The sequence below is a fragment of the Aeromonas sp. CD genome, assembly GCF_033349375.1.
Taxonomy (GTDB): domain Bacteria; phylum Pseudomonadota; class Gammaproteobacteria; order Enterobacterales; family Aeromonadaceae; genus Aeromonas; species Aeromonas hydrophila.
Window position 1 is genome coordinate 1489967 of sequence record NZ_CP137631.1, and the last position, 23944, is coordinate 1513910.

Below are 23944 nucleotides of genomic sequence, written 5' to 3' on the forward strand. Positions count from 1 at the left end.
AAAGGGTTCGACAAAGGTCAAGAGAGGTCTTGCCGGAGGCGGTGGCTGGCCTCGGGCAAGACCTCTTGCAAAGGGTGTATAGGGTGCCACATAAAATAACCGGGGCCCTGTTGCAGATCATGCACAGGGCCCCGGTGGTGTCACTTATCCGCTTATTTCAGCAGATCGACCAGACGCTGGGCGTCGCCGATGTAGTTGGCCGGGGTCAGCTTCTTCAGCTCGACCTTGACCGCTTCCGGCAACGCCAGGGTGTCGATAAAGGTACGCATCCCTTCGGCGTCGACGCGGCGGCCACGGGTCAGCTCCTTGAGCTTCTCGTAGGGCTTCTCGATGCCGTAACGGCGCATCACGGTCTGGATCGGCTCGGCCAGCACTTCCCAGTTGGCATCCAGATCGGCAGCCATGGCGGCGTCGTTGGCTTCCAGCTTGGAGATACCCTTGAGGGTGGCCTGATAGGCAATCAGGGAGTAGCCCACCGCCACACCCAGGTTGCGCAGCACGGTCGAGTCGGTCAGATCACGCTGCCAGCGGGAGATGGGGAGCTTGCTGGCCAGATGCTGGAACACGGCGTTGGCCAGACCCAGATTGCCTTCGGAGTTTTCGAAGTCGATGGGGTTGACCTTGTGCGGCATGGTGGAGGAGCCGATTTCGCCGGCGATGGTGCGCTGCTTGAAGTGGCCCAGGGAGATGTAGCCCCACACGTCGCGGTCGAAGTCGATCAGGATGGTGTTGAAGCGGGCCATGGCGTCGAACAGCTCGGCGATATAGTCATGCGGCTCGATCTGGGTGGTGTAGGGGTTCCAGGTCAGACCCAAGGAGGTAACGAACTCCTCGGAGAACTGGTGCCAGTCCACATCCGGGTAGGCGCTGATGTGGGCGTTGTAGTTGCCGACCGCGCCGTTGATCTTGCCGAGGATCTCCACCGCCATGATCTGCTTGTACTGGCGCTCCAGCCGGTAGGCGACGTTGGCCATCTCCTTGCCCATGGTGCTTGGAGTAGCCGGCTGACCGTGGGTACGGGAGAGCAGCGGCATGTCGCGGTACTCAACGGCCAGACGCTTGAGTTCGGAAATCAGCTTCTCGCAGTAAGGCTTGATGACCTCTTCGCGGGCGGTTTTCAGCATCAGGCCGTGAGAGTTGTTGTTGATGTCTTCCGAGGTGCAGGCGAAGTGGATGAACTCGCTGATGGCGGCCAGCTCCGGGTTCACTTCGACTTTTTCTTTCAGGAAGTACTCCACCGCTTTCACATCATGGTTGGTGGTGCGCTCGATCTGTTTGATGCGGGCGGCATCCTGCTCGTTGAAGCTCTGGACTATGCCATCGAGCAGGGCACTGGCGGCCGCGCTCAGGGCAGGGACTTCCGGGATCCCGGCGTGGCTGGCCAGTTTTTGCAACCAGCGCACCTCGACTTCGACGCGAAAACGCAGCAGGCCGAATTCGGAGAAGATAGGGCGCAGGGCATCGGCCTTGTCGCCATAACGACCGTCAATCGGGGAAACAGCAGTCAGCGCGGACAGCTCCATGGGGTGAACTCCTGATGATTGGTGTGGGGGATCCGTATCCACTCGCGCGTGGGCCCGGGTCGTCAGCAAGGGGGATGTGCGGCTGCCTGCCTTGCTGTCGTCCCTCGGCCCGCGCGCGAGCCGATGATTAGTAACGTTTGGCCAGCTCCACCATCTTCTTGCGAGCGAAGATGATCTGGGTGCGGCTGCCGCCGAGCTGACGCCACAGCACGCAGGCCCGGATGCCGGCCAGCAGCAGGGCGCGCACCTTGTGCTGCACCAGCGGCTGCTGCAGGAACAGCGGGGTACCCGCCACCTGGATTCTGGGGCCGATCGGGCTGATGAGGTCGCTGTAGATGCTCGCCATGTTGGCCAGGATCTGCTCGTCGAGCAGATCGAAGTGCTGTTGCTGGCGGCCAATCTGGCTGATCCGCTCACCCAGCATGTTGAGGATGTCCTTGCGCTTGGCCAGCTTGCGCTCCAGCGCGATCAGGCTCACCACGTAGCGGGTCAGTTCGGCATTCTTCTGGCTGCCGTCGGCGCCCAGCTGCTCGACCAGCGCGCGGTAGCCGTCGCGAATGGCCAGATGGGTGTTGTTGAACACCTCGAGCGGCTGGCTCGGGTTGGTCACCAGAATGCTGGAGAGGCTCTCGCGCAGGGCCGCCTCGTCGCAGCTGCCGTCACGGGCCACCTTCTGTACCAGATACGCGGCCTGGCAGATGCCGGCAAAGGCCATGGTTCTGTCTTGGAATTTGTCGCTCATATCTTCACAGCCCTGTTCTGTTCATTCACTGGCAGATATCCGCTGCAGGCCATGATCCGGCCTTGGAATTTGTCGCTCATATCTTCACAGCCCTGTTCTGTTCATTCACCGGCCGATGCCATGAGCCGGCCTGGAAGTTGCCAATCATGTATCGCTGCCTTGTGCTGTTTTGTCTTTGTCCCCTCTCCCTCTGGGAGAGGGTCAGGGTGAGGGTGGTTACCCCCTCATCCCCGACCCTTCTCCCGCGAGGGGAGAAGGGAGTACAGCGCGGACGCTCGTGAGCGCCCAGCCCTTAGACCGGATGGCTGAAACGTTGTTCGATGATGCCGCCGCCCAGACACACTTCCCCGTCGTAGAAGACGGCGGACTGACCCGGGGTGACCGCAGCCTGCTTCTCGTCGAAGATGACCCGGATGGTCTCATCGTCGATGGGCTGGATCAGGCAGGGGATATCTTCCTGCCGATAGCGGGTCTTGACGGTGCAGCGGCGCGGCGCGCGAATGGGGGTGCGATCCACCCAGTGCAGCTGGCTCGCGATCAGGCCATCGGAGTAGAGACGGGGATGCTCGCCCTGCGCCACCACCAGGGTGTTGCGCTCCACCTCTTTGTCGACCACGTACCAGGCCTCCTCGGTGGCATCTTTGCGCCCGCCGATGCCAAGCCCCTTGCGCTGACCCAGGGTGTGATACATCAGCCCCTGATGCTCGCCGATCACCTTGCCATCGACGGTTTCGATGGGGCCGGGCTGGGCGGGCAGGAACTTGGCCAGGAAGTCCTTGAATTTGCGCTCACCGATAAAGCAGATGCCGGTGGAGTCTTTCTTCTTGGCGGTGATGAGATCGAGCTGCTCGGCGATGCGGCGTACCTCGGGTTTTTCAAGATCGCCGACCGGGAACAGGCTCTGACCCACCTGAGCTTCGCTCAAGGTGTAGAGGAAGTAGCTCTGATCCTTGTTGGTATCGAGACCGCGCAGCAGGCGCGGGCGGCCGGTGCTGTCGTCACGGCGCACATAGTGGCCGGTGGCGATGTAGGTGGCCCCCAGCTCCTCGGCGGCAAACTCCAGGAACGCCTTGAACTTGATCTCCTTGTTGCACAGGATATCCGGGTTCGGCGTACGGCCGGCCTTGTACTCTTCGAGGAAGTGCTCGAACACGTTGTCCCAGTACTCGGCGGCGAAGTTGATGGTGTGGAGTTTCATCCCCAGCTTGTCACAGACGGCCTTGGCATCAGCCAAATCCTGGGCGGCAGAGCAGTACTCGTCCGTGTCGTCTTCTTCCCAGTTCTTCATGAACAAGCCTTCGACCTGATAGCCCTGCTGCTGGAGCAGGTAGGCCGAGACGGAAGAATCCACGCCGCCGGACATGCCGACGATCACCTTGATTTGGCTGTTGTCTGTCATTAGTCGAAGTTACCAGTTCGTTTAAACGGGGCGTATTCTACCAGAATTTCGCGCCCCCGGTCACATATCCATGCCGCCGTTCCCATCAGGAACCCGGCAGCAGGAAATCGTTTTTCTTGTCTCGGCCCCATTGCGTCAAAAAGAGCTTCCAACGGCTCTCAAATGAAAGCTTTGAGGGCCGACAGCGGCAGCCTGGTGCCGGCCAGATAGTCCTGAATGCACTGCCACACCAGGGGGCTGCGCAGGGCCGGTTTGCACTCGGCGATCTCCGCCAGGGTGAGCCAGTGGCAGGCCAGCACGTCGCCATCAGGATCCTCTGGATGGTGCTGACCCGGCGCCTTTTCAAGGTCGAAGATGACGGCGGTGCGCACAAAGGTGGCCTCGCTGTCCGCCGGCTTGTAGAGATAGACCCCGAGCCAGCCGGTGGGGGCGGCGGTGAGCCCGGTCTCCTCCTTCAGCTCGCGGCAGGCCGCTTCAATAAGGTTTTCGCCCGGTTCCACATGGCCGGCGGGCTGATTGAAGCGGCGCTGGCCCTTGATCTCCTCTTCCACCAGCAGGAAGCGGCCCTGCCAGTGTACCAGGGCGGCCACGGTGAGGCGGGTGGGCAGCGGTGGGTGATCGCTCATAGGGACTCCTTGTCTGGTTGGCTGTGCCCCGGTGGGGCGCTGGATTCAACGGTGCTGTTCAGGTGACGGCACGCAGGCCAAATGGCTTACGCGTGTTATTCCGACGGCTTGCTGCGGGCCGGGCGACGGGCGGTGCCGCGCCCGCCGCTGCGATTGCCGGGGCGCGGCTCGGCCTCGCGGCCGCCCCGCCCTTGGCCGGGTGCCTGCTCTTGGCCCTGATGCAGGGGACGGCGAGCCGCTCGTGGTGCGCTGTGGCTGCCTGTCCCTTGCGGCTTGGCGGATGTCCGCGCTTTCCCTTGCGTGGCAGCTGGCCGTGGCGCCGCAGCCAGTTCGGGGGCGGGCAGGGCGCGGCTCTCCCCCGGTGCCAGCGCGTCGAGGGTCCAGTCGCCGATGGCGTAGCGGATAAGGCGCAGGGTGGGGTGACCGATGTGGGCGGTCATCCGCCGCACCTGGCGGTTGCGCCCCTCAACAATCTTGATCTCCAGCCAGCAGGTGGGGATCTCCTTGCGCTCGCGAATGGGCGGGTTGCGTGGCCACACGGCCGGTTCATCCATGATGCGCGCCCCGGCGGGCAGGGTCATGCCGTCGTTGAGCTCGACCCCGGCGCGCAGGGCAGCCAGTTTTTCTTCGCTCGGCACTCCTTCCACCTGTACCCAGTAGGTCTTGGGGGTCTTCTCTCCCGGCTGGGTGAGGCGTGCCTGCAGCTTGCCGTCGTTGGTGAGCAGCAACAGCCCCTCGCTGTCGCGGTCGAGCCGGCCCGCGGCATAGATGCCGGGCTCGGTGATGTAATCCTTGAGGGTCTCGCGGCCCGCCTCGTCGGTGAACTGACAGAGCACCATGTAGGGTTTGTTCAAGAGCAGCAGCTTGCGATCGGCCGGGGCGGGGGCCGGTTTGCGCTCGCTCTCCTTGTCTCTCATGGCGTGCTGCGCCTCCCGGCGTTGGGATGGGCGCGCCGTGGCGGCGGGTCTGCTGGCCGAACGCTCGGCGTCAGGACGGGCGGAGAGGGAGAGACGGGGGCGGGTTGATTTCATCGCATGCATACCAAAAACAGGGGAAGGGCGAGTGTACCACAGGGGGCTGTCGCGGGCATGAACGACGGGGGCGGGAGGCCAGCCGCTCAGCCGAACAGGCCGTCGATGACGATGGCCTGACGGGCGGGGGCGGAGCTCGCGTGCAGCAGCGCGGTGCCCACCTGATCGTCCATCAGTGCGCGGGCCAGCCGGGTGAGGGGGCGCAACTGTTCGGGAGCCAGGCCGGTGGGCACCGCCAGCAAAATCAGGGTCTGCACCGGCCCGAGTGCGGAGCCCCACTCGATGTGCTCGCTGCTGCTGAGCAGCGAGAGCGCGGGTCGGCGAATGGCGCGGCAGATGACATGGGGCATGGCGAGCCCGGGCCGGATGATGGTGGCGGCCAGCTGCTCGCGCGCGGCGATGGCCTGCTCCAGCATTGGCCTGTCGCTTATCAGCGCGGCGGGCAGCAGATCCACCAGCACCGCCAGTGCCTGGCCCTTGTCGAGGGGCGCCGTGGCATGGCCGAGCTGGGCCAGGGTGAAGCAATAGTCGGGCAGTGTTTGGCCGAGGCGCTGCTCGGCCAGGGCGGCGCTGCCGGGGCGCCCCAGCGGCTGGCCCAGCTCCACGCACCAGCAGGTGAAGGCCATGTGGGCGAGCTCGGCATCCAGCCCCTCGATCAGCAGCAGACAGAGATCGCCGGGCTGGGTGGCCAGGGTGAGCAGGGAGAGCTGGTTGGTCGCCTCCACCGCCTGACGGCGGGTGACATTGATGAACTGGATATGGGACTTGAACAGCCCGGCCAGCCGACTCAACTGCTTAGCCTGGGTGATGGTGAGCCCCAGCCGGCAGTGAAAGGAGATCTCGCGGATCAGCATTCAGACGCCGGGGGCGGCGGTTTTGAGCACGGCCACCGCATCGAGCAGCACTGCCTCCAGCGCCACCTGGTGGATGGGACAGCCGAGGAAGCGATCTTTTTGCTCAATCTCGATATCGGAGGCGATCAGCACCAGCTCGGCGCCGGCGATGTCGCGGGCGGTGAGGATGTTCTCCAGCCCCATGGCCCCCTGAGTTTCGACCTTGATCTTGAGCCCCAGCTTGTCGGCGGCTTTTTGCAGCGCTTCGGCGGCCATGTAGGTGTGGGCGATGCCGGTGGGGCAAGCGGTGACGGCGAGGATCTTCATGGGCTCTCACGGCAAATTCGGGTGGGGCAACAAGATAGCGCCAAGGGGCGTCCTTGCCAAAGGGGCGGAGGCAAAAATGGGATCCCGACTGCGCTCTGCTGAGGGGATGGGTAAGGGGTGAGCGCTTTTGCGGCCCCAAAAGGGACAAGTGGAAAAAAGCGGGGATAAAAAACAGCCCGCCAGAGGGCGGGCCGAATGCACACTACAAAGTGAAACCGTGCGACCGGGCAGTGACTGCCCGGTCTGCTTGGGCGGATGTCGGGGCTCAGGCGGACTGGGTCGCCAGGGTGGCGGCTTTCAGCTCCCGCTTGATGCGGCGGATCTTGCGCTCTTCGGCGACCGCGACGCAGGCCATCAGCACCAGACAGGCGGCGGCGGCCATGTCCAGCGCGGCGAAGGTGCCGGTCCAGCCGGTCAGGCCGAAGATGGGGGTGCCGTCGGCAATCATGCCCAGACCCAGTTTGGCGAAGCTGTCACCGATGAGGTAGGCGAAGGTGCCCTTGACGCCATCGGCCACGCTGATGCCCTGCTTGGGTACGAAGCCCACGGCGGCCACGCCGATCAGCAGCTGCGGACCGAACACCAGGAAGCCCAGCAGGAACAGGGAGCCCAGGAACATGAATTGGGTGGTGGCGTGCTGGTAGAGCCCCAGGGTGGCGATGATCAGCGCCAGCGCCACGCAGGCAACCAGACCACGGCGACCGTTGGCCAGGTCAGAGAGGTAACCCCACATCAGGGTTCCGACCAGGGCGCCCACTTCGAAGAAGGTAAAGCCCTGGATGGCGATTTCCTTGGAGAAGCCGAGCTCCTGGTGGGCATAGACGGTGGACCACTGGTCGATACCGATGCGCACCACGTAGAGGAAGATGTTGGCAAAGCAGAGCAGCCAGATCACCTTGTTCATCAGCACGTACTTGACGAAGATCTGCCACTTGGTCAGCTGCTGCTCTTCGGTGGCGATATCTTCTTCGCTGGCCACTTCGTCAAACAGCTCTTCCACCTTGCCGAGGCCATAGGCTTCCGGCGAATCGCTACCAAAGCGCAGGCCGATAAAGCCGACGATCAGCGCGATGATGGAGGGGAAGATGAACATGCCGAGCACGTTGCCATCGAACAGGTAGTTGGCACCGAACAGCGCCACACCGGCCGCACCGGCCCCACCCACGTTGTGGGAGAGGTTCCACATGCCCAGATAGGTGCCGCGCTTGTTGCGGGGAGTCCACTTGGTGATGGTGGAGTAGCTGCAGGAGCCGCCGCAGCTCTGGAAGAAACCGCTGGCCGCGTAGAAGAAGATCATCAGGTAGAGGCTGAAACCGGTACCGCCCATGCTGGCACTGAAGCCCAGCATGCAGAGGGAGGAGAGGATCAGCATCAGCGGCAGGAACTGCTTGGTGTTCTTGCCATCGGCATAGTAGGAGACGATGGTCTTGCCCACCCCGTAGGTGATGGAGAAGCCAAGGCCGATCATGCCGAGCTCGGTCATGGAGAGACCGTACTCCTGGATCATGTCGTTCTGCGCAATGTTGAAGTTCTTGCGGATCAGATACATGGTCAGGTAACCGATGAACACAACCAGATAGGATTGCATAAACGGTTTGAACCAGAGCTTGCGCCGGGCTTCGACCGGCAGGTTCAGGGTGGGGACCCGGACCTGTTCGAGCAGTTTAAACATCTTCGTTCATCCTCTGCGAGATTGACGCTGTTTCCGCCGCGTTCCTCACTTTTTGATTGGAGTTGGAGGTCACGCCACGGAAAGAACAACAGGAAGCGGGCGCGGTGCGCGGCGAGCCCCTGTCGATTGAACCCATGCCCGTCCCTTGCGCCATGGCGCGGGTCGGGTAACCACATCAGGTAGCGTGACTTTAATGAGGCGCGCTGCAAATGGCGTGAGAGCCATCCCTAGGGGGGGTAGGAAAATTTCCTAGTTTGGCGGGATCCGGCCGCGAAGCGTGAAGAGGATCACAAGCCGGCGTCATACAGCAGAGGTGAACGGGCTCTCTCGAACCCGACAAAAGAGGAGGCCACCCGCAGGTGGCCTCGTTCGGTTTGGTCGCCGCCCCGCGGGGGGATGGCGGGTGGTAGCTTTTGGTGCTGGCAAGCGGACACCATCGCCGGGCTTGCTAGCCACAGGGCAAGGCTCTTGTGCCACCTTGGCGACTGGTCATACCCTCAGGCTTGGCGGGATGCTGGTAGACGAGGGGGCATCCATTTCTCCGGTTAGCGCCACCGCACGTGCCACCAGTTGCCCCAAGGCCTGATGGAGCTGCTCGGCATTGGTTGACTCGAGGCGTTGTTGACACCAGAGGATCAGGTGATCGTCCTGCCCCAGAGCCACCCGTATGACGGCGTGCTCGGCACTGAAGAGGTTGCCTCGCAGTAGCGCCCGGGCCTGCGCCTCGCCAGCAAGGGTGCCTGCACGCAGGAACATCACCAGGCTCTCCTTGCCGAGCGGGGCTAGATGGATGGCCCAGAGCTTGTCCAGCGTCAGGCAGGCATGGCCCGTCTCATCCTGCTCTATGACTCCGATGTCGAGGTGTGCCGCCAGTTCGCCAAGTCGAGTGGTATAAAGGTTCATGGCGTGACTCATCCCAGATAGTTGTTGCTGACGTTGAAGCGGCCCTTGTTCTCATCCTGCGGGCGGCAGAAGTGGCAGACCAGCTGATCGGGCAGCCACCCCAGCGTGTCCTTGAACCCCTGCAGCAGGTCGGCAAAGTGCACACCCTTGGCCTCACGGTTGAGCAGCACGAAGTCAAAAGGCTGATCGGCGCCGTTGCGATTCATTCTGCCGATCAGCTCGGCCGCTTGCTCCGGCTGGGTGCGAATGCCGCCATCCAGCCGGTAGTTGGTTGCCTCCCGGCTAAGGGTGTCGTAAATCTGGCTCTCTTCCTTGAACGCTACCAGCCCGTCTTTGAGCTTCTCGGCGAAGGCCATGGTGTTGGAGACCAGCACATTGTTGCGGGTCGAGGCAAAGTCAAATTCGATCCCCTCCGGCTTGGTAAAGGTGCCTTCATTGACGCCACTGCCGTGGGATGAGAACAGCACATTCCGGTTGAGCTGCTGTTGACCGCTGAACAGATAGGCGATCTCCTTGCCATTGATGGTGATGGGGGTGATGGCGATCTGATGTTGCCGCTCAAGGGAAACACGTGCTGCTTCAGGCAGATTGGTACCATTGACCTTGATGTGCTGGCCATCGCTCAGGCGAACGGCAACACCATTTTTGGCAAACAGGCTGTCGGCCTTGGCAAGATCTTCTGCCCGCATGGCACTCTTGCCCGGCAGGTGGATACCGTAACTGCCTGGTTTGCTGGCACTTGGCCAGATCGCCGGACGGTCAAAGCTGGCCGCCGGCTTTTCAGCGAGCACACTGACGGCGCCGCCCCAACGCGCTTCCAGCTGCTTGGTCTGCTGACTGGCGTTGTAGGCACTCAGCTGACTCTTGGCATCGGCCAGGGTCGGTGCATGTTTCATCCCCTCGCCGGGAAGAAAGATACCAAATTGCCCCGGTTTGCTGGCACTGGGCCAGATGGCGACTGTATTGGTGCCTGGAGCGGGTTTGTTGGCCAATACCTGCACATCCTGTCCCGCGAAGTGGTGACACAGATCCACGGTGTTGTTCTGGGTGCGCGCCGGGATAGCCGGAGCCGGCTTGGCGGCCCGATCCGGCACTGGCGGCGGCAGCTGACGAGCGGCGGCATCCAGCAGCAGTTTGGCATCGGCGAGGGAGAGCTGCTCTGAGCGCAATCCGGCGAGGACGGCATTGCCGCCTTGCTCTTGTTGCAGCTTGAAGTTGGCGATATGGGGCAGCAAGCCCGCCACTTCCTGCTGATTGAGGGAGATGTTGCGCACCTGCTCAAGGACAGTCTGGGCAAATGTCCGTTCCTGGGAGGAGATCCCAGCCCCTGTATTGGTATGGCCTTGGTTGCCGAGGCGGCCTGCCTGATCGGCATGGCCGAGCTGATTGATCTGCTGATTGACGAGTGATTGTAGAGCGTGGATCTGCATTGAACCTCCGAGCGAGTGTATGGAGGGGATTCTATGAAGATGACGGCAGGTGCTCCGTCACTAAACGGTGCTCAATTTGTAGAAAATGGTTGTTGTTCAAAGCGGTGCTGGTTGCAGAAAATAAGTTGATAAACAACAAGAGAGGCCATGGGGCCTCTCTTGTTCCTTTGCCGTATCAATGCGGTTGGATCGTTCAGGCAGCCTTGGCCAGCGTCACCTCGTCACTCTTCTTGACCCGCAGTTTTTTCAGGGCAACCGCCACCACGCCGGTGACGATGGCGCCGCAGATCATGCAGAGCAGGGCCAGCAGCGGCTTGTTGACGGCGCCAAGCAGGGCCACGATGGGGCCACCGTGGGCGACGCTGTTGGTGATGCCAAACAGGAAGGCCATCACGGCGGCGGTCATGCTGCCCAGCACGTTGGCCGGAATGACGGCGAGCGGGTCACGGGCGGCGAACGGGATGGCGCCCTCGGAGATCCCCACCAGGCCCATGGCACCGGCAGCCTTGCCCGCCTCAATCTCGGTGGCGTCGAAGATGCCGAGCTTGCGACCGAGCACGGTAGCCAGCGACATGCCAAGGGGCGCGGCCGGGATGGCGCAGGCCATGGCGCCCATGAACTGGGTCTGGCCGGAGGCGATCATGCCCACCGAGAACAGGAAGGCCACCTTGTTGACCGGGCCACCCATATCAAAGCCGGCCATGCCCCCCAGCACGATCCCCAGCAGCACCAGGCTGCCACCGCTCATGGAGAGCAGCATGGCGTTCAGACCCGTCATCATGTCGGCAATGGGGGCGCCGATGATGAAGATGAAGACCGCAGCGATGAAGAGCGACCCGACGATGGGGGCGATCAGGATCGGCACCAGCGGCTGCACCATCTTGTGGTAGTGGCGGGTGGCAATCCAGCGCACCAGATAACCGACCAACAGGCCCGCGATGATGGCACCGATAAAGCCGGTACCGGCGTCGGCGCCGTAGAAGCTGCCGTTGTTGGCGATCCAGCCGCCGATAAAGCCTGGTGCCAGCGCAGGGCGATCACCGATGGCGTAGGCGATGTAGCCCGCCAGAATGGGGATCATCAGGGTGAAGGCGGCCACACCCACGTTGAGAATCTGGTTCCACATGCTCCCTGCCGGGATCTGCATGCCGCTCGGGGTCGGATCCCCGCCGATGGCCAGTGCCAGGGCGATCAGCAGACCCCCCGTGACCACAAACGGGATCATGTGGGAGACACCGTTCATCAGATAACGGTAAAGATCCGAGCTGCCGCCTGAGCTCTTCTCCTCGCTCTTGCGCTCATCCTTGTCCGCCACATAGGCGGGGGCCTTCAGTGCCTGCTCGATCAGCCCCTTGCCATCCTTGATGGGGGCCTTCACGCCGGTCTTGATGAGAGGTTTGCCGTTGAAGCGGGCCATGTCCACCTGTTTGTCGCAAGCCACCACGATGGCGCTGGCGCGGGCGATCTCGGCCGCGGTCGGGCTGTTCTTGACGCCGATGGAGCCGTTGGTCTCCACCTTCACCTCAAAGCCCAGCTCCTTGGCGGCGCGCTCCAGGGATTCCGCCGCCAGATAGGTGTGGGCGATGCCGGCCGGGCAGCCGGTGACGCCGATGATCAGCCCCTTGTCGGCGGCCGGGGTGGCCACTTGCGGCTCTTTCTTCTCGAGCAGCAGGGCCAGCGCATCTGCCGGAGTCCTGGCTGCCAGCAGGGCATCGATAAAGCCCTCTTCAATCAGCTTGGCGGAGAGCTCGGCCAGCACCTCGATATGGTGATTGGCGCCACCGGCCGGGGAGGCAATCATGAAAAACAGTCGGGAGGGCTTGCCATCCTCGGCGCCGTACTCGATACCGGCGCGGCTGATGCCGATGGCCACCGCCGGGGTGCTCACTGCCGCACTCTTGGCGTGGGGCAGGGCGACGCCCTCTTCAAAGCCGGTGTTGTCCAGCTCTTCCCGGGCCCACAGGTCCTTGATGAACTGCTGCACGTCGCTGACCTTGCCTTGCGCCGCGAGCAGGCGGGTCATCTCGGTGAAGACCTCCTCCTTGCGCGTGGCCTTTAAATCGAGCGCGATCAGCTGCTCGTTGATAAGGGTGGTGATCATGGCGTTCTCCCTGCTCCTGGCCGGAGCCTGTTGGCATCTTTTCCTGGGCTAGCGCCCAGGACATGCAGACAAAAGTGACCCCACTATTATCCCGCCCGCAGGGCAGCGCACCTATCGGACAAAACTGCGAAATACTGGATTTTTGTGCGACATCACCTCGAGTGTGACCCCGATCGCACAGCAGACCAGCTGACAAAATGGGTCTAGGTTGAATCGATGAATGATTTTTTATTTTTAAAAATCAGTATTTTGATATTGATTCTTTCAACGTGCTTTTATGATGGAGGGTGATGTTATCCGGCCAGGAAATGGTGTGAAACTGTAAATTTGTGAGGTGAAAAGAGGGTGCTGGGTGTGAGCTGTCGCACATAAATGGCGGTGATGGGGTGCTTGGTAAGGGGAGGCCGGCGAGGGAATAGGTGGAGAAATGGATTGAGCCATTGGAGCCAGATAGCTCACCACAACGGGTGAATGAAACCACAGGTATGGGCGTCGTAGGGTGCAATGAACGAAGTGAATTGCACCGCTTGTTTGGGCTGGGAGGCAAGGCAAGAGAGGGGATGGCCGAAAAGAGAGAGGCGATAACGCGAACGTCCGAATACGCTCCGCTATTCGAACCTACGAATTACACAAGAATTACACAATATGTGCAACCGATTCCAGCCAGTGGGGAACTTGTTGCCGATACCACTCCAGATATTGCTGTGCCTGCGGCTTCTCCCTTCTGGTCAGCAGATTGGTGACCTCAATAATCAGCCAGCACTTGGCCATGACGAGATGGCGCAGCAACCGGTCACCTGAGAGAAGCGAACTGTGGCAAAGATAGCGTTCAATGATGGCTTCATACTCCGCCAGTGAACCCATCCGCGGCACCAGCGGAGCTAAATCGATGGCCGGGCTGCCATAACCAAATCGCTCCCAGTCAAACAACACCAGCTCACCATTGTCGCGGGTACCCCAGTTGCCCTCATTGCTATCCCCCGAGATCAGGCACTGTTCCTCGAATAGTTCGTGGCCAACTTGCTGGATATGGCGGATCTTCTCGTTGGCCGCTTCCGGTAGGCAGAGTACAGAGAGCGCCTCGTCGATGTCGGCGAGTGACCAGCCGTGATTTTTCACCGCAAAGTCGGGCTGATAGTTGGTGTTGTGCAGGCTGGCCAGCTGAGCAAAGGTCTGTTCGTTGTGGTGCAGTTGCGTGAGCGTGACCGGATGAGGGATCTGCTCAAGGAACAGGATCTCCCCCTCGACCCTGAGAAGGGCAGGTGTGTTGAGCCCGCTCAAATGCGGGGCGGCGCATTGGTAGAAATGACGCTCGACCGCTGATGCACCGCTTTTTCTGATGCAGGGCTTGCCATCCAGCAACTGGATATTTACGGAGGCACTCCCCATCTTTGCCAGCTCTTGTTGCGTCATCCTCTACCCCGTTAGCTATGAGTGGTCAGTTGAGTGAGATAGCTATTTACCTCTGTCCGAGTCGTGAAACGGTGCTTGGCGTTTGGGAATCGATCAAACAGCTCGCGATGGAATTGGCGGGAGCTTTTGCTGGCTCGCTGCCCATATTCCGATGCCCATACCAGCAGTTGTTGAAAGCTCTCTTCGGCTGCCACTGCATCCCGTTGCCTGGCACTTTGTGATCCGCGTGATAGTAGTGAATCACGGCATACAGACCAGTCGAGATCCAGACATAGCAGGGTATCGGCGGCATCAAGCAGTTGCTCGGCTAGGGCACCAAATACCCCTTCGACCACCCATGAGGGCTCTTGAGCAAGTGTTTGAATGGCCTAGTCAATCTTATGCTGGGGCCGTTTTGGGTTAAAGCAGCCCGGCTGCCAGACAATGGTATCGAGATTGACCTCGCGGATAGTTAACTGCTCAGCCAATCGAGCCGCCAACCAGCTCTTGCCCGAGCCGGAGTTGCCAATAATCAGAATTCGTTGCATCTATGAGCGCTCTTTATATGCCTAATTGGCTGGTGACGAACTTTGTTGCCACTCGCGCTGGAGGATGGCCAACACCACGGTATCCCACCACTGATCTTTGAAGAAACGGTGTTCGCGAAAATATCCCTCTTGCCTCATGCCCAACGTTTTGCATAACCGTATCGCAGCGCGATTCCGGCTGATGGTTTCTGCATAGACCCGGTGTACCGCCAAGGTCCGGAAACCAAAATCCAGCAAGGCATGCGCTGCTTCATTGATTAAGCCATGACCCTGATACTCCCGGGACATGCCGCAGCCCATTGATGCCTGATTATTTGCTTCAAGACGCAGGCAGACCGTGCCAATAAATTTCCCGGTTGCCTTGTACTCGATGGCCAATTGATAGGCGGTGCGAGGGTGTTCATTTGCCTGCTCGATAAACAGCTTGGTGAGCTGCCGATATTTATCCGGGTCGCAATCTGATTCGCTGTAAAACCGCTGATACTTGCTCTCTTGCGAGATAGCGATAAATGCCGTCTCATCAGTTGGCTGCATATCGCGCAGTATAAGATGTGTTGTTTCAAGCTTGAACATAACGTCCTTGTTAATCGCAGAGGTGCGTATCAAGTACCGTAGGGTGCAATGAACGAAGTGAATTGCACCGCTTGTTTGGTCACAGAATGTGTGGAGGCTGGAAGGTAGAGGTGATGACGCTGGGAGTGGATTAAAAGTAGGTTGGCGGTTCGCCGACATAGCGTGGCCGCCTATGAGAGAAATACATGCAATCACCCCCCGGAATGCGCCTATACCCCAGCCTCTCGTAGAAGTGATGGTCGATATCTGCATGGAGGAAGGTGGCGACGGCATCGGGACTATCCAGCAGCATACCTGTCACCCCACGCAGTAGATGGGCGCCAAATCCTTGCCCCCTCATCGCAGGTGTCGTTGCCAGTGAACCTATGCCAAAACAGCCCTGGCCAAGGCCAAATCGGTCCCGATAGACGATAAGGGAAGAGACAGGCTGATTGTCCACAATCAGGACATACCACACACCGGAGCGGTATTTTTGACTGGCGTGGCAGCTCGCCAGATATTCAGTCGGTGACAGTCCTTCGCCCCAAGCATCAAAGCCCATCCAGAAGATGGCATTCAGTTCATCTGGGCTGGCTTTTCTTGTCTGCATCCTGCATTCATCCCTTTACCTGTGTCATGGTGCTCGATATGGCTCTCGTTGCTTTCGATGAGATGTGGCGACGCTGAATTGTTCCCCCCACCATTTATCCCCAGGGCGCTACAGGCTGCTGAGGGTGAGGATAGCCTAGTCCAGTTCAAGGTAGAGCCGCAGCATATCCTTGTGCTGGATGCCGTGCTCCATCAGGGGCTCCAGGTAGTGGATAAGGAAGTGATCCTTGAGGACGGCATCGACGCGAAAGCCGTGGCGCTGGTAGTAGGTGAGCTGGTGGCCGAAGCTGCCGGTACCGAGCTCGACGCGGCGTACCCCTTTCCCGGCCAGGCTGGTCAGCACGAAGCGCAGCAGGCCGGAGCCGATGTCTTGCTGCTGGCGGTTGGGGGCAACGGCGATATTGAAGAGCTCGGCCGTTTGCTCCCCCACCAGACCCGCCACACAGGCTCCCACTACCTCGTTGCCCGCCAGGACGGCAAAGCCCCAGGCGCCAGGCAGATAGGCGGCGATGCGCTGCTCTGCGGGATCTGCCTCCAGCAGCAGTGCCAGCGGTAGTTGACCGGGGTCCATCTCGACAAACTTCATCTTTATCTCGCTTTCATCTCGCTCTGACGGTCCGGGGCGCGCCGCCCTCTGGGCCTCAATATTCCAGAAACTTCTCGCCGCAGCGCTCGCAGATCAGGTGCTTTACATGAGTGGCCTGATAGGCGAGGGTCTGGCCGAATACCGTGTTGGTCAGGCTGCTGGAACGAAAGGCTTGCCAGAAGGCTTTGCGCGGATCCTTGGGCATGATGTCCTGAGTGTGATCGCGGGCGACCAGCACCACGATATGGCGGGTGTGCTCCCGGCATTTGTCACAGCGATGGATTTCACTCGGTGGATTCTGGTCGTGCGGGTTGCTCATAAAGGGGCTCGTGAAGAGAGTGGGCGCCCATCATATTCCTCTCCACTTGGCTCTCAATCTCTCCTTGCCAAGGCAGTGAGCAGGCTCACGTTTTGGCATGCTGTTGGCTAGCAGAAGGAGTGAATTATCAAGGCGCGGGCGTGAGCCCCCGCCGTGATGTAAGGTTCAAGCCGACTCGTGCAGAGTGTTGGCATGGGCAAGCCAGGCCTCCTCGGTGACGATACGCACCGAATGCCCCTGCTCTTGTAACAGCATGGCCTTTTCGATTTTTCTGCCGTATGAGGAGAAGCGCCAGTCCCGTGAGCTCAACTCGCCGATGATAAGATAATCCAGTTTCTGGGTGACAGAACTCTGTGCTGTGGCCCCCAGTTGCTGAGCTGTCTCTTCGCACTGACGGCGTGTACCGGAAAGAAACATACCGGTAAAACAGACACTGCAACCATGCAAGGTATCGATCTCGGTATCGCTGATGACCAGCTTGCTCGCCATACCCGTGACAACCCCTTGCTCGAAAGGATTGCCAACAAACAGCAGCAATTGTTGCTGCAACTCTTCCCTCTCTTCTTCAGTGATAACGCCATCCTGAAGGATCCGCTCCACGGTCTGATAAAGCTGTTTGCCGGGGTAGTGGGCCCGCAGCATGCTGTTTTGTTTCATCCACCAGTTCAGGTAGTGGATCTCATCATCAGAAAGCGTTTGGTCTCCCATCAAGCCCTGGCAGAGTCCCTCGAGCAACAACTTGTCTGACTCTTCTGAATAGAAGTCGACTCCGGGTAGATGGCGATAGGTTTCCATCAGGCGGGGAAGGGCGCTCATCAGGTGCAGCTTCTCTGCTTCACACAATTGCCCGTCTTGCAGGACGTCGGCCACCATCTCCCGCAGTTCACGAAAGATCCAGCCGTTGAGGCTGGCGCTCTCTTTGAGCCAGATGTCAAGATAGAGCATCTCCTGCTCATCGATGGCGCTGTCGGCCACGATACCATCCAAAATACCCATCAGATTGTTTAGCTGCTTGTCGCGGTTACGTGCCGCGTTGTAATTGGCCAATGGCTGGCCGTGACGATCCAATCCACTCATTACATGATCCCTGGCTGGTTACGAAGAGAGGGGCATATGTTTTTGCCAGCGGTGACCCTGTGGCCACCTGCATTCCTCATGGCGCCATCATAGCTACGCGGGCTTCAATCAGACCAGAAGACTCGTCATCGATTGATCATACATGTGAGCGTTGTCGAGAATGCGGGAAGCTTGTTCCCGCATATGGTGAAGGCAGGCCTCTAGAAAATAATCCCGATCACCCGATCCAGCATCACCTCGAACGGGAACAGGGTGAACAGCAGCGGCACGAAGGGGGCCAGGGTGGCCAGGATGAGCTGCATAAAGGTGTCCCGGCTAAAGGGCAGGGGGCGGATCTCCTTGACCACAGCGTAGGCATTGCCGAGATCGGCGAGGGACTGGATGTCGGCGGCGCCCAGCAGGGCTTCGCCATCCCGATCTTGGCTGCGCAGCCAGCGGCGCTCGAAATCGCGGGTGTATTCGGCCGCCAGGGCGCCGTATTCACGCATTCCCTGGCGTTTGGTGCGCATGATCTGGTTGGCGAAAACGGTGAGCGGGGCGAGCACCAGCAACAGCCCCACGACCACCAGCAGGGCAATTTCCGGCTTGTAGGCGGTTAGCACAGCACCATCGTGCAGGATGCGGTTGGCCACATAGCCGGCCAGCTGGGCTCCGAAAGCGGTCAATAGTGGTGAGTAGGCATAGGCCGAGGCCCCGAGAAAGCCGAGGCCGGCATTGCGATCAGGGTGGGTCGGGATCAGCGCGAGGGGCAGGCAGGAGAGTTGCCACAACAGCCGGCTCCAGATCAGGATGCGGTAGAGCCAGCGCAGCACCAGAAACTGGGTGATGGGGATGCTGATCCAGAAAAACCAGATGCCGGCGAAGGAGAGATGATCCTGACCGCCACTCTGGGTGACGTACCAGGTGGATGCATCGAGCACGAAGGTGCTGGTGCGAATGAAGTAGCCGCTGGAGAAGACAAACAGCAGCAGGGCGAGCTCGACGGCCACCGAGTTGCGCCATGCCATGGCGCTGCCTATGGCCTGATTGAAGCGTGGTAGCGAGGCGTCTGGCACCAGCCGGCGCTCCAGAAACTGGGCGATGATGCCCCGGATCCGCTGATGGACGATCAGCTCGGCAAAGACCAGCAGGGGCACGCAGATCAGAAAGCGGGCCTGGGACTCGATGTCCAGCAGGAATGGGACGGCGACCCCTTCAAGCAGGGTGCCTTCCCAGGCGCTAAGCAGCAGCAAGGGCAGCCAGCACAAGGCGCTCAGGGTGACGATGCGCAGCCTCAGGTGGGATGACACATTGCCGAGATGGGCGCGGCTCCACAGTTGATAGAGCGGGCCGCCCAGCACCAGAGAGAAGTTCTCCAGCGGTAGTGGGGAGGTGCTTTTGCCCCCGGTGGGTTGGTGTGATGACATGATGGCTCACCTTGCAGCAGAGACGGCGGGCGGGGCCGTGATCCTCCCTGCGCGGACGGCAAGCCGGGGCAGAGATGCCTGTGCGGGGTCTCGCCGACCTCGCACTGTTAGGTATAGTGCCGGCGCCGCTGAAGGAGCAATGTGCCTTAAGCAGGGGGTTGCCGCCCGTCATGGGCTGCGCGACAGGGGGCGGTTGCTATTTCGAGGCGGCCTTTGCAGGCCGATAGCGGGTTTCTTCTATCTGATCGAAGCGCAGGATCAGGGTATCACCCCCCTTGAGGCGATAGGCGCAGTGGGAAGCGTTGCAGGCTATGCGAATATGGGGCTCATCCCCGAGCAGGAGCGACTGACTATGGGCCTCTCTCTGCGGCCACTTGTCTTGCTCGAGGCGGGTGATCTGTGTTTGTGCCTCTTCAACACCTTTCACAAAGAACCAGAGCGCACCCATGACGGGGATCAATACGGATAACGACAAGAAGGCAAATTTGTAATAGTTATTCCCCATCCAAACAAATGCTCTGAAAAGAGAGGGGGCGGGGTAGCGTCCAATCTTTTTCGCTCTTTTGATCAGCCAACGATAGAACATTGAGCTTTGCCACAGCCATGTGAGATGAATTCGCCAGCGAGCGCAGATGAGTAGGGTGATCGCCACTGAAAAAATCGTGAAGATGCTACCCAATACAGGCCACATCAAGGGTTTGAGCATATTGAGAGTCGTGAGAAGGCCAAGGGCCAGCAGATAATCCGCCGGTGGAGAAAATTCGGCATAGTCGAGGTTAAACGCCAGGGTATAGCCATAGTGATAGGCCATCCCCAGGAGGTAGGTCGCTGCTGTCAGGGCTGGAATGGCCGCCACGATCAATCCAGCAAAGCGCCAAGTCGTCTCCTTTTCTTCGGGCTCCAGCTCAGCATTGCGCAATGTTTTTATATGTTGTCGAAGCCAGCGCCAACGGGCGGCGGCTGTTCGGTCACTCACTGGGCGTCCCTTCACTCATCTAGTTGATATAGGAATCTGTCAGAGAATGGCGCGGCTGCGAAACAGCACCTTGCCGCAGGCCAGGCTGGTGTGGCGCAAACGGTAATCGCCGGCGCCGGTCAGCGGGCTGAACAGCACCTTGTGCGAACCACAGGCACAGCAACTGGCGTTTTCGCTATCGTCGGTGGCGCATTCGGGATGGCGGGCGAGGTACTCGGGCAGGGTGGGCAGTTTGTCCCAGTCGGGTTGGGTCACCGCGCGGTTCTTGAGAATGATGCCGGCGGTCACCAGACCCGCCAGGGTGAGCAGTACGTCCGTCAATTCCATGTTTTGCAAGGCTCCGTCCAAGTGCGGTCGCCAGGCCGGCTGGCAGGCGAAGGCACAATATGGCTCCTATCTTATCGATCCTGAAGGGGAGGGCGCTATCCCCGTTCGGGCGGCTGACGAAGGGGGTTTGCTGCTGCCTGATAGCGGGATAAAAGAAGGGGCCCTTGGCCCCTTTTGTCATATATCTCTCAACTGCTGTTGTCAGGCCACCTGGCGCCCCGGCTGGGTGCGGGCCAGCAGCCCTTCCGGGTTGTGGATGGCCTCCCGGGTCTTGACGTCGATGACCTCGATATGGGCGAAGCGCTCCTTGTTCTTGATGGCCACATCGTGGGCAAAGATCACGCAGCGGGCGTTGGCCACGTCCTTGGCGCTGATACGGTTGATGATGCCGTTGGCGCCCTGGGTTTCCACTTTGAGCTTGATGCCAGCCTTGGCGGCGGCTTTTTGCAGGCTCTTGGCGGCCAGGAAGGTGTGGGCCACGCCGGAGGGGCAGGCGGTGATGGCCAGCACCTCGGCTTCCCCTTCCGCCTCGATGATCTGGTACTCCTCCTGGCGCTCGCTGCTCTCTTCGGTGTCGCTGACCGGCTTTTTCAGCAGGTTGACGATAAGGGCCGTGGTGAGGGCGCCGAGGAGGGTGCCGAGGATATAGCCCATCTTGCCCTCCACTACCGGCAGCACGATCCAGCCGCCCCAGGGGGCGTGGTTGATGCTGTGCATCATGAAGCCGGTGATGTTGCCGACGATGCCGCCTGCGACGATGGCCGGGATGACCCGCACCGGGTCGGCGGCGGCAAACGGAATGGCCCCCTCGCTGATGCCGATCATGCCCATGATGGCGGCCGCCTTGCCCGCTTCACGCTCCTCTTTCTTGTAACGCTTGGGCGAGAGCAGGGTCGCCAGCGCCATGCCTAGCGGCGGCACGCAGATGGCGATGCCGACCCCGCCCATCAGCCAGGGCTGGGTGTTGACCTGGGTCTGGGCGAACAGGGTGGCCACCTTGTTGATGGGGCCGCCCATGTCAAAGGCGGTCATGCCGCCGAGGATAGCCCCCAGCATCACCTTGCCCGAACCCGCCATGCCGGAGAGCCAGTGGTTCATCCCTTCCATCATGGCGGCGATGGGTGCACCGATGACCCACATGACGATGCCGCACACCAGGAAGGTGCCGATGAGGGGATAGATGAAGATGGAGCCGAGCGAACTCATGGAATCCGGCAGCTTGATGCGTTTGAGCTGGTTGACGATGAGGCCGGCGATAAAGCCCACCAGGATGGCGCCGAGAAAACCGGTATGAAACTGCTGCACTGCAATCCAGGAGCCGATCATGCCGGGGGCCAGGCCCGGTTTGTCCGCCATGGAGTAGGCGATGTAGCCGCCCAGCACGGCGGTAAACAGGGTGAGCCCGGCAATCCCCATGTCGGCCATGTCCTTGAGCACGCCCGCCTCGGGCACGGCGCCCTTGCCGCTGATCATCACCGACAGCGACAGCAAGACGCCCCCGGCCACGATAAAGGGGATCATGTGGGAGGTACCGAACAGCAAATGCTGCTTGAGGGTGTTGAGCTGGGCCTTGATGCCGCGCTCCTGCGGCTCCGCCGGCTGGGCGGGTTGCACCCGGGTGGGGGCGGCAGGGGCTGCGGACGGCCCTGGTGCGGCCAGCAAGGCGAGTACCTCGGCGCGGCTGGTGGCCGCCTGCATGCTGGCGATGAAACCGGGTTCCAGCAACTTGGTGGAGAGCTCGGCCAGCACTTCGATATGGTGGTTGGCGCCGCCCGCCGGGGAGGCAATCATGAAGAACAGCCTGGAGGGCTCGCCATCTTCGGCGCCGTAGTCGATGCCCTGGCGGCTGATGCCGACCACGATGGCGGGCTCTCGCACCGCCTCGCTCTTGGCGTGGGGCAGGGCGACCCCCTGCTCGAAGCCGGTGTTGTCCAGCTCCTCCCGCGCCCAGAGGTCGCGGACAAACTGATCCTGACTGGCTATCTTGCCGCTGGCCTTGAGCCTGGCGGCCAGTTCGACAAACAGTGCCTGCTTGTCGCGGGCCGCAAGATCGAGGCAGATCAATCCTTCATCTATCAGGGTGGTGAGCATGGTTCTCTCCTGGCTGGTGCCGTCCGAATGGAAGTGGTCCTGTTGAAAACGGTGGTGCAACGGGTTGACCTGCCTATTGTTTCTCCCAAGTGCCTCAGCCGAAATCGGAGATATGTGCCCTTTACTGGATTTTTGTGCCGATGGCACCTGCCTGTGACCCTGCTCGCATTTTGTCCCGCCTGAGTGAATGAGCTGACCTTCATAAAAATGTACTTTAAAACAAATAGTTATTGTTGTTCTGTGTGCAGTTGATGACCAATAAGTGATGGGCGCGTCTGCTATCAGCAGATGACGGGATGGAGATTTGTGCGCTCGAGCGGGCGGATAAACTGTGAGCCGGTCGGCAAAAGCGGCGGCCTGGCCGTGGGTGGCGATCATGGTGGCGGAGTCGCAGGAGACGACGGAACGAGGTGTGAAAAACAAGTGCATAATCGGTCGCTTGAAAAGGGTGTGCGGCCTCGTTGTGTTGTGATTTTAACATGCTGATAATATTGGGTTTAATGTTATTCATCGGAGGGTGAAGAGGCGGTTCTGGCCTCTTTTCGATGGCTTTCTGGGAGACGTTTAATCATTTTTTAGATTGCTTTTTGCATATCCAATCGTTTATTTAGTTGGACAGTTTTGGCAAACCGGAAGTCAAACCTGATGAACCGACAGGCCAACGCCCTTGATGCGGAGTGTGCCGTCAACCCGTTTTACTTGTCATGTTCACCCAGATGTAAGGAGACATCCCGATGGAAAAACTGGTCCAAGAGATCGACACCATGCGCGAAGAGTTCAAGCAACAGGAGCGCAAACAGGCCCACGACAAATGGCAGGCCAGGGTCGAAGAGCTGCAGCAGATCCGCGCTGAAGAGCCTCAGCCGGAGGCCGTGGAGGAGTGACCCCGTGGCCAGCCCGGCGCTGATGCGCGTGGCCCGGCAGAATGCAAAACCCCCGCCAGCACGGCGGGGGTTTTTTATTGCGGCTCGATGGCGTTGTGGCTCTGCCATTGGCGCAGGCGCTGCTTGAGCGAGCCGTCGCCGGGCGGGATGAAGTCATCCATCAGGTAGCAGCGGTTGTCGCCGCTGTTTTGAAAGTGGAGGCTGACCGTCTGCGGCTCTTTCTGGGTGTCGGAGAGGGCGAACAGATACTGCATCCTGACCGTTACCCCTTGCTCTTGCTGGTTGGCCAGGGTGAAGCTGACGGGTTCGCTCACCTCGCCATCCTGGGCGTTGATCCAGGGATCGGCATCGATGGCGCACACCTCGCCGTCGGCGTTGCAGGCGGCTTCGCTGCTCAGCACGGCGAAGAAGTCGGGGGTGAGCAGCGCCTTGAGCGGCGCCGGGTCGGCGTAATAGAAATCCTTGTGCTCGTTCCAGAACGCCTTGGCCAGCCTGAGCGCCACCCCCTTGTCACAGGCGGCATGCACCGGGCTGCCCAGCAGCGCCAGCAGTAAAACGGATAGTCCGCAGTAGCCTTTCATGATGTTCTT

Annotated in this window: 23 protein-coding genes and 1 pseudogene; 1 reads left to right on the plus strand and 23 read right to left on the minus strand. The window is 60.5% G+C overall.

Annotation, left to right across the window (positions count from 1 at the left end; translation table 11 throughout):
- Positions 1–152: 152 nt before the first annotated feature.
- From purB to R2E40_RS07065, 22 genes and pseudogenes are all read right to left on the minus strand, one after another.
- Positions 153–1523 (minus strand): adenylosuccinate lyase, encoded by a 1371-nt coding sequence (gene purB, locus R2E40_RS06960; RefSeq protein ID WP_318165076.1) that lies wholly within the window; start codon positions 1521–1523, stop codon positions 153–155.
- Positions 1524–1650: 127 nt separating this feature from the next.
- Positions 1651–2265 (minus strand): high frequency lysogenization protein HflD, encoded by a 615-nt coding sequence (gene hflD, locus R2E40_RS06965; protein ID WP_005334622.1) that lies wholly within the window; start codon positions 2263–2265, stop codon positions 1651–1653.
- Positions 2266–2557: 292 nt separating this feature from the next.
- Positions 2558–3664 (minus strand): tRNA 2-thiouridine(34) synthase MnmA, encoded by a 1107-nt coding sequence (mnmA, locus tag R2E40_RS06970; protein ID WP_011705316.1) that lies wholly within the window; start codon positions 3662–3664, stop codon positions 2558–2560.
- A gap of 158 nt (positions 3665–3822) precedes the next feature.
- Complete coding sequence (locus tag R2E40_RS06975; protein ID WP_318165077.1) at positions 3823–4290, minus strand: NUDIX hydrolase; 468 nt, start codon at positions 4288–4290, stop codon at positions 3823–3825.
- Positions 4291–4385: 95 nt separating this feature from the next.
- Complete coding sequence (rluE, locus tag R2E40_RS06980) at positions 4386–5330, minus strand: 23S rRNA pseudouridine(2457) synthase RluE (RefSeq protein WP_318165078.1); 945 nt, start codon at positions 5328–5330, stop codon at positions 4386–4388.
- A 77-nt stretch (positions 5331–5407) separates the two neighbouring features.
- The gene (locus R2E40_RS06985; protein ID WP_318165079.1) at positions 5408–6175 is read right to left on the minus strand and encodes a PTS sugar transporter subunit IIA; all 768 of its coding nucleotides are present in this window, start codon (positions 6173–6175) and stop codon (positions 5408–5410) included.
- Entirely contained in the window at positions 6176–6481 is a 306-nt protein-coding gene (locus R2E40_RS06990; RefSeq protein ID WP_318165080.1) for a PTS fructose transporter subunit IIB, read from the minus strand. It lies immediately after the preceding gene.
- A 265-nt stretch (positions 6482–6746) separates the two neighbouring features.
- A complete protein-coding gene (gene uhpT / locus R2E40_RS06995) occupies positions 6747–8153 on the minus strand; it encodes a hexose-6-phosphate:phosphate antiporter (protein WP_011705321.1) in 1407 nt (468 codons plus the stop codon).
- 489 nt (positions 8154–8642) lie between these two features.
- Entirely contained in the window at positions 8643–9056 is a 414-nt protein-coding gene (locus R2E40_RS07000; RefSeq protein ID WP_052213267.1) for a CesT family type III secretion system chaperone, read from the minus strand.
- A gap of 8 nt (positions 9057–9064) precedes the next feature.
- Positions 9065–10486, minus strand: coding sequence for a hypothetical protein (locus tag R2E40_RS07005; protein WP_070169607.1), 1422 nt, complete (start codon positions 10484–10486; stop codon positions 9065–9067).
- A gap of 193 nt (positions 10487–10679) precedes the next feature.
- Positions 10680–12587 carry a fructose-specific PTS transporter subunit EIIC gene (locus R2E40_RS07010; RefSeq protein ID WP_318165081.1) on the minus strand — a complete coding sequence of 636 codons (1908 nt, stop codon included), beginning with the start codon at positions 12585–12587 and terminating at the stop codon, positions 10680–10682.
- A 636-nt stretch (positions 12588–13223) separates the two neighbouring features.
- Complete coding sequence (locus R2E40_RS07015; RefSeq protein ID WP_024943878.1) at positions 13224–14000, minus strand: phosphotransferase family protein; 777 nt, start codon at positions 13998–14000, stop codon at positions 13224–13226.
- Between the two features lie 11 nt (positions 14001–14011).
- Positions 14012–14527: pseudogene (locus R2E40_RS07020) on the minus strand (AAA family ATPase).
- A gap of 21 nt (positions 14528–14548) precedes the next feature.
- The gene (locus R2E40_RS07025) at positions 14549–15100 is read right to left on the minus strand and encodes a GNAT family protein (RefSeq protein ID WP_318165082.1); all 552 of its coding nucleotides are present in this window, start codon (positions 15098–15100) and stop codon (positions 14549–14551) included.
- Positions 15101–15230: 130 nt separating this feature from the next.
- Positions 15231–15689 carry a GNAT family N-acetyltransferase gene (locus R2E40_RS07030; protein ID WP_017781169.1) on the minus strand — a complete coding sequence of 153 codons (459 nt, stop codon included), beginning with the start codon at positions 15687–15689 and terminating at the stop codon, positions 15231–15233.
- A gap of 135 nt (positions 15690–15824) precedes the next feature.
- Positions 15825–16274 (minus strand): GNAT family N-acetyltransferase, encoded by a 450-nt coding sequence (locus R2E40_RS07035; protein WP_318165083.1) that lies wholly within the window; start codon positions 16272–16274, stop codon positions 15825–15827.
- Positions 16275–16329: 55 nt separating this feature from the next.
- Positions 16330–16593: a hypothetical protein gene (locus R2E40_RS07040; RefSeq protein WP_318165084.1), complete on the minus strand. Its 264-nt coding sequence runs from the start codon at positions 16591–16593 to the stop codon at positions 16330–16332.
- Between the two features lie 165 nt (positions 16594–16758).
- Positions 16759–17670, minus strand: a complete 912-nt coding sequence (locus R2E40_RS07045) for a BRCT domain-containing protein (RefSeq protein WP_318165085.1) — start codon at positions 17668–17670, stop codon at positions 16759–16761.
- Positions 17671–17870: 200 nt separating this feature from the next.
- Complete coding sequence (locus tag R2E40_RS07050) at positions 17871–19076, minus strand: hypothetical protein (protein ID WP_318165086.1); 1206 nt, start codon at positions 19074–19076, stop codon at positions 17871–17873.
- A gap of 196 nt (positions 19077–19272) precedes the next feature.
- On the minus strand, positions 19273–20052 hold the full coding sequence (locus tag R2E40_RS07055) for a hypothetical protein (RefSeq protein ID WP_318165087.1): 780 nt from the start codon (positions 20050–20052) through the stop codon (positions 19273–19275).
- Positions 20053–20091: 39 nt separating this feature from the next.
- Entirely contained in the window at positions 20092–20379 is a 288-nt protein-coding gene (locus tag R2E40_RS07060; protein WP_318165088.1) for a hypothetical protein, read from the minus strand.
- 201 nt (positions 20380–20580) lie between these two features.
- Complete coding sequence (locus R2E40_RS07065) at positions 20581–22470, minus strand: PTS fructose transporter subunit EIIC (RefSeq protein WP_318165089.1); 1890 nt, start codon at positions 22468–22470, stop codon at positions 20581–20583.
- Positions 22471–23204: 734 nt separating this feature from the next.
- On the opposite strand from R2E40_RS07065, the gene R2E40_RS07070 reads away from it, so the two are divergent.
- Positions 23205–23354 (plus strand): hypothetical protein, encoded by a 150-nt coding sequence (locus R2E40_RS07070; protein WP_011705333.1) that lies wholly within the window; start codon positions 23205–23207, stop codon positions 23352–23354.
- A gap of 74 nt (positions 23355–23428) precedes the next feature.
- Here R2E40_RS07070 and R2E40_RS07075 read toward each other — a convergent pair whose 3' ends face one another.
- The gene (locus R2E40_RS07075) at positions 23429–23935 is read right to left on the minus strand and encodes a hypothetical protein (RefSeq protein ID WP_318165090.1); all 507 of its coding nucleotides are present in this window, start codon (positions 23933–23935) and stop codon (positions 23429–23431) included.
- Between the last annotated feature and the right edge of the window lie 9 nt (positions 23936–23944).

Coding starts and splice junctions, on each gene's coding strand:
- R2E40_RS07030 (WP_017781169.1), bottom strand. CDS start 15,689: ATGCAGACAAGAAAAGCCAGCCCAGATGAACTGAATGCCATCTTCTGG.
- R2E40_RS07065 (WP_318165089.1), bottom strand. CDS start 22,470: ATGCTCACCACCCTGATAGATGAAGGATTGATCTGCCTCGATCTTGCG.
- purB (WP_318165076.1), bottom strand. CDS start 1,523: ATGGAGCTGTCCGCGCTGACTGCTGTTTCCCCGATTGACGGTCGTTAT.
- R2E40_RS06975 (WP_318165077.1), bottom strand. CDS start 4,290: ATGAGCGATCACCCACCGCTGCCCACCCGCCTCACCGTGGCCGCCCTG.
- R2E40_RS07045 (WP_318165085.1), bottom strand. CDS start 17,670: ATGAGTGGATTGGATCGTCACGGCCAGCCATTGGCCAATTACAACGCG.
- R2E40_RS07070 (WP_011705333.1), top strand. CDS start 23,205: ATGGAAAAACTGGTCCAAGAGATCGACACCATGCGCGAAGAGTTCAAG.
- rluE (WP_318165078.1), bottom strand. CDS start 5,330: ATGCATGCGATGAAATCAACCCGCCCCCGTCTCTCCCTCTCCGCCCGT.
- R2E40_RS07050 (WP_318165086.1), bottom strand. CDS start 19,076: ATGTCATCACACCAACCCACCGGGGGCAAAAGCACCTCCCCACTACCG.
- R2E40_RS07025 (WP_318165082.1), bottom strand. CDS start 15,100: ATGTTCAAGCTTGAAACAACACATCTTATACTGCGCGATATGCAGCCA.
- R2E40_RS06990 (WP_318165080.1), bottom strand. CDS start 6,481: ATGAAGATCCTCGCCGTCACCGCTTGCCCCACCGGCATCGCCCACACC.
- R2E40_RS07075 (WP_318165090.1), bottom strand. CDS start 23,935: ATGAAAGGCTACTGCGGACTATCCGTTTTACTGCTGGCGCTGCTGGGC.
- R2E40_RS07005 (WP_070169607.1), bottom strand. CDS start 10,486: ATGCAGATCCACGCTCTACAATCACTCGTCAATCAGCAGATCAATCAG.
- mnmA (WP_011705316.1), bottom strand. CDS start 3,664: ATGACAGACAACAGCCAAATCAAGGTGATCGTCGGCATGTCCGGCGGC.
- R2E40_RS07040 (WP_318165084.1), bottom strand. CDS start 16,593: ATGAGCAACCCGCACGACCAGAATCCACCGAGTGAAATCCATCGCTGT.
- R2E40_RS07015 (WP_024943878.1), bottom strand. CDS start 14,000: ATGACGCAACAAGAGCTGGCAAAGATGGGGAGTGCCTCCGTAAATATC.
- hflD (WP_005334622.1), bottom strand. CDS start 2,265: ATGAGCGACAAATTCCAAGACAGAACCATGGCCTTTGCCGGCATCTGC.
- R2E40_RS07060 (WP_318165088.1), bottom strand. CDS start 20,379: ATGGAATTGACGGACGTACTGCTCACCCTGGCGGGTCTGGTGACCGCC.
- R2E40_RS06985 (WP_318165079.1), bottom strand. CDS start 6,175: ATGCTGATCCGCGAGATCTCCTTTCACTGCCGGCTGGGGCTCACCATC.
- R2E40_RS07035 (WP_318165083.1), bottom strand. CDS start 16,274: ATGAAGTTTGTCGAGATGGACCCCGGTCAACTACCGCTGGCACTGCTG.
- R2E40_RS07010 (WP_318165081.1), bottom strand. CDS start 12,587: ATGATCACCACCCTTATCAACGAGCAGCTGATCGCGCTCGATTTAAAG.
- uhpT (WP_011705321.1), bottom strand. CDS start 8,153: ATGTTTAAACTGCTCGAACAGGTCCGGGTCCCCACCCTGAACCTGCCG.
- R2E40_RS07000 (WP_052213267.1), bottom strand. CDS start 9,056: ATGAACCTTTATACCACTCGACTTGGCGAACTGGCGGCACACCTCGAC.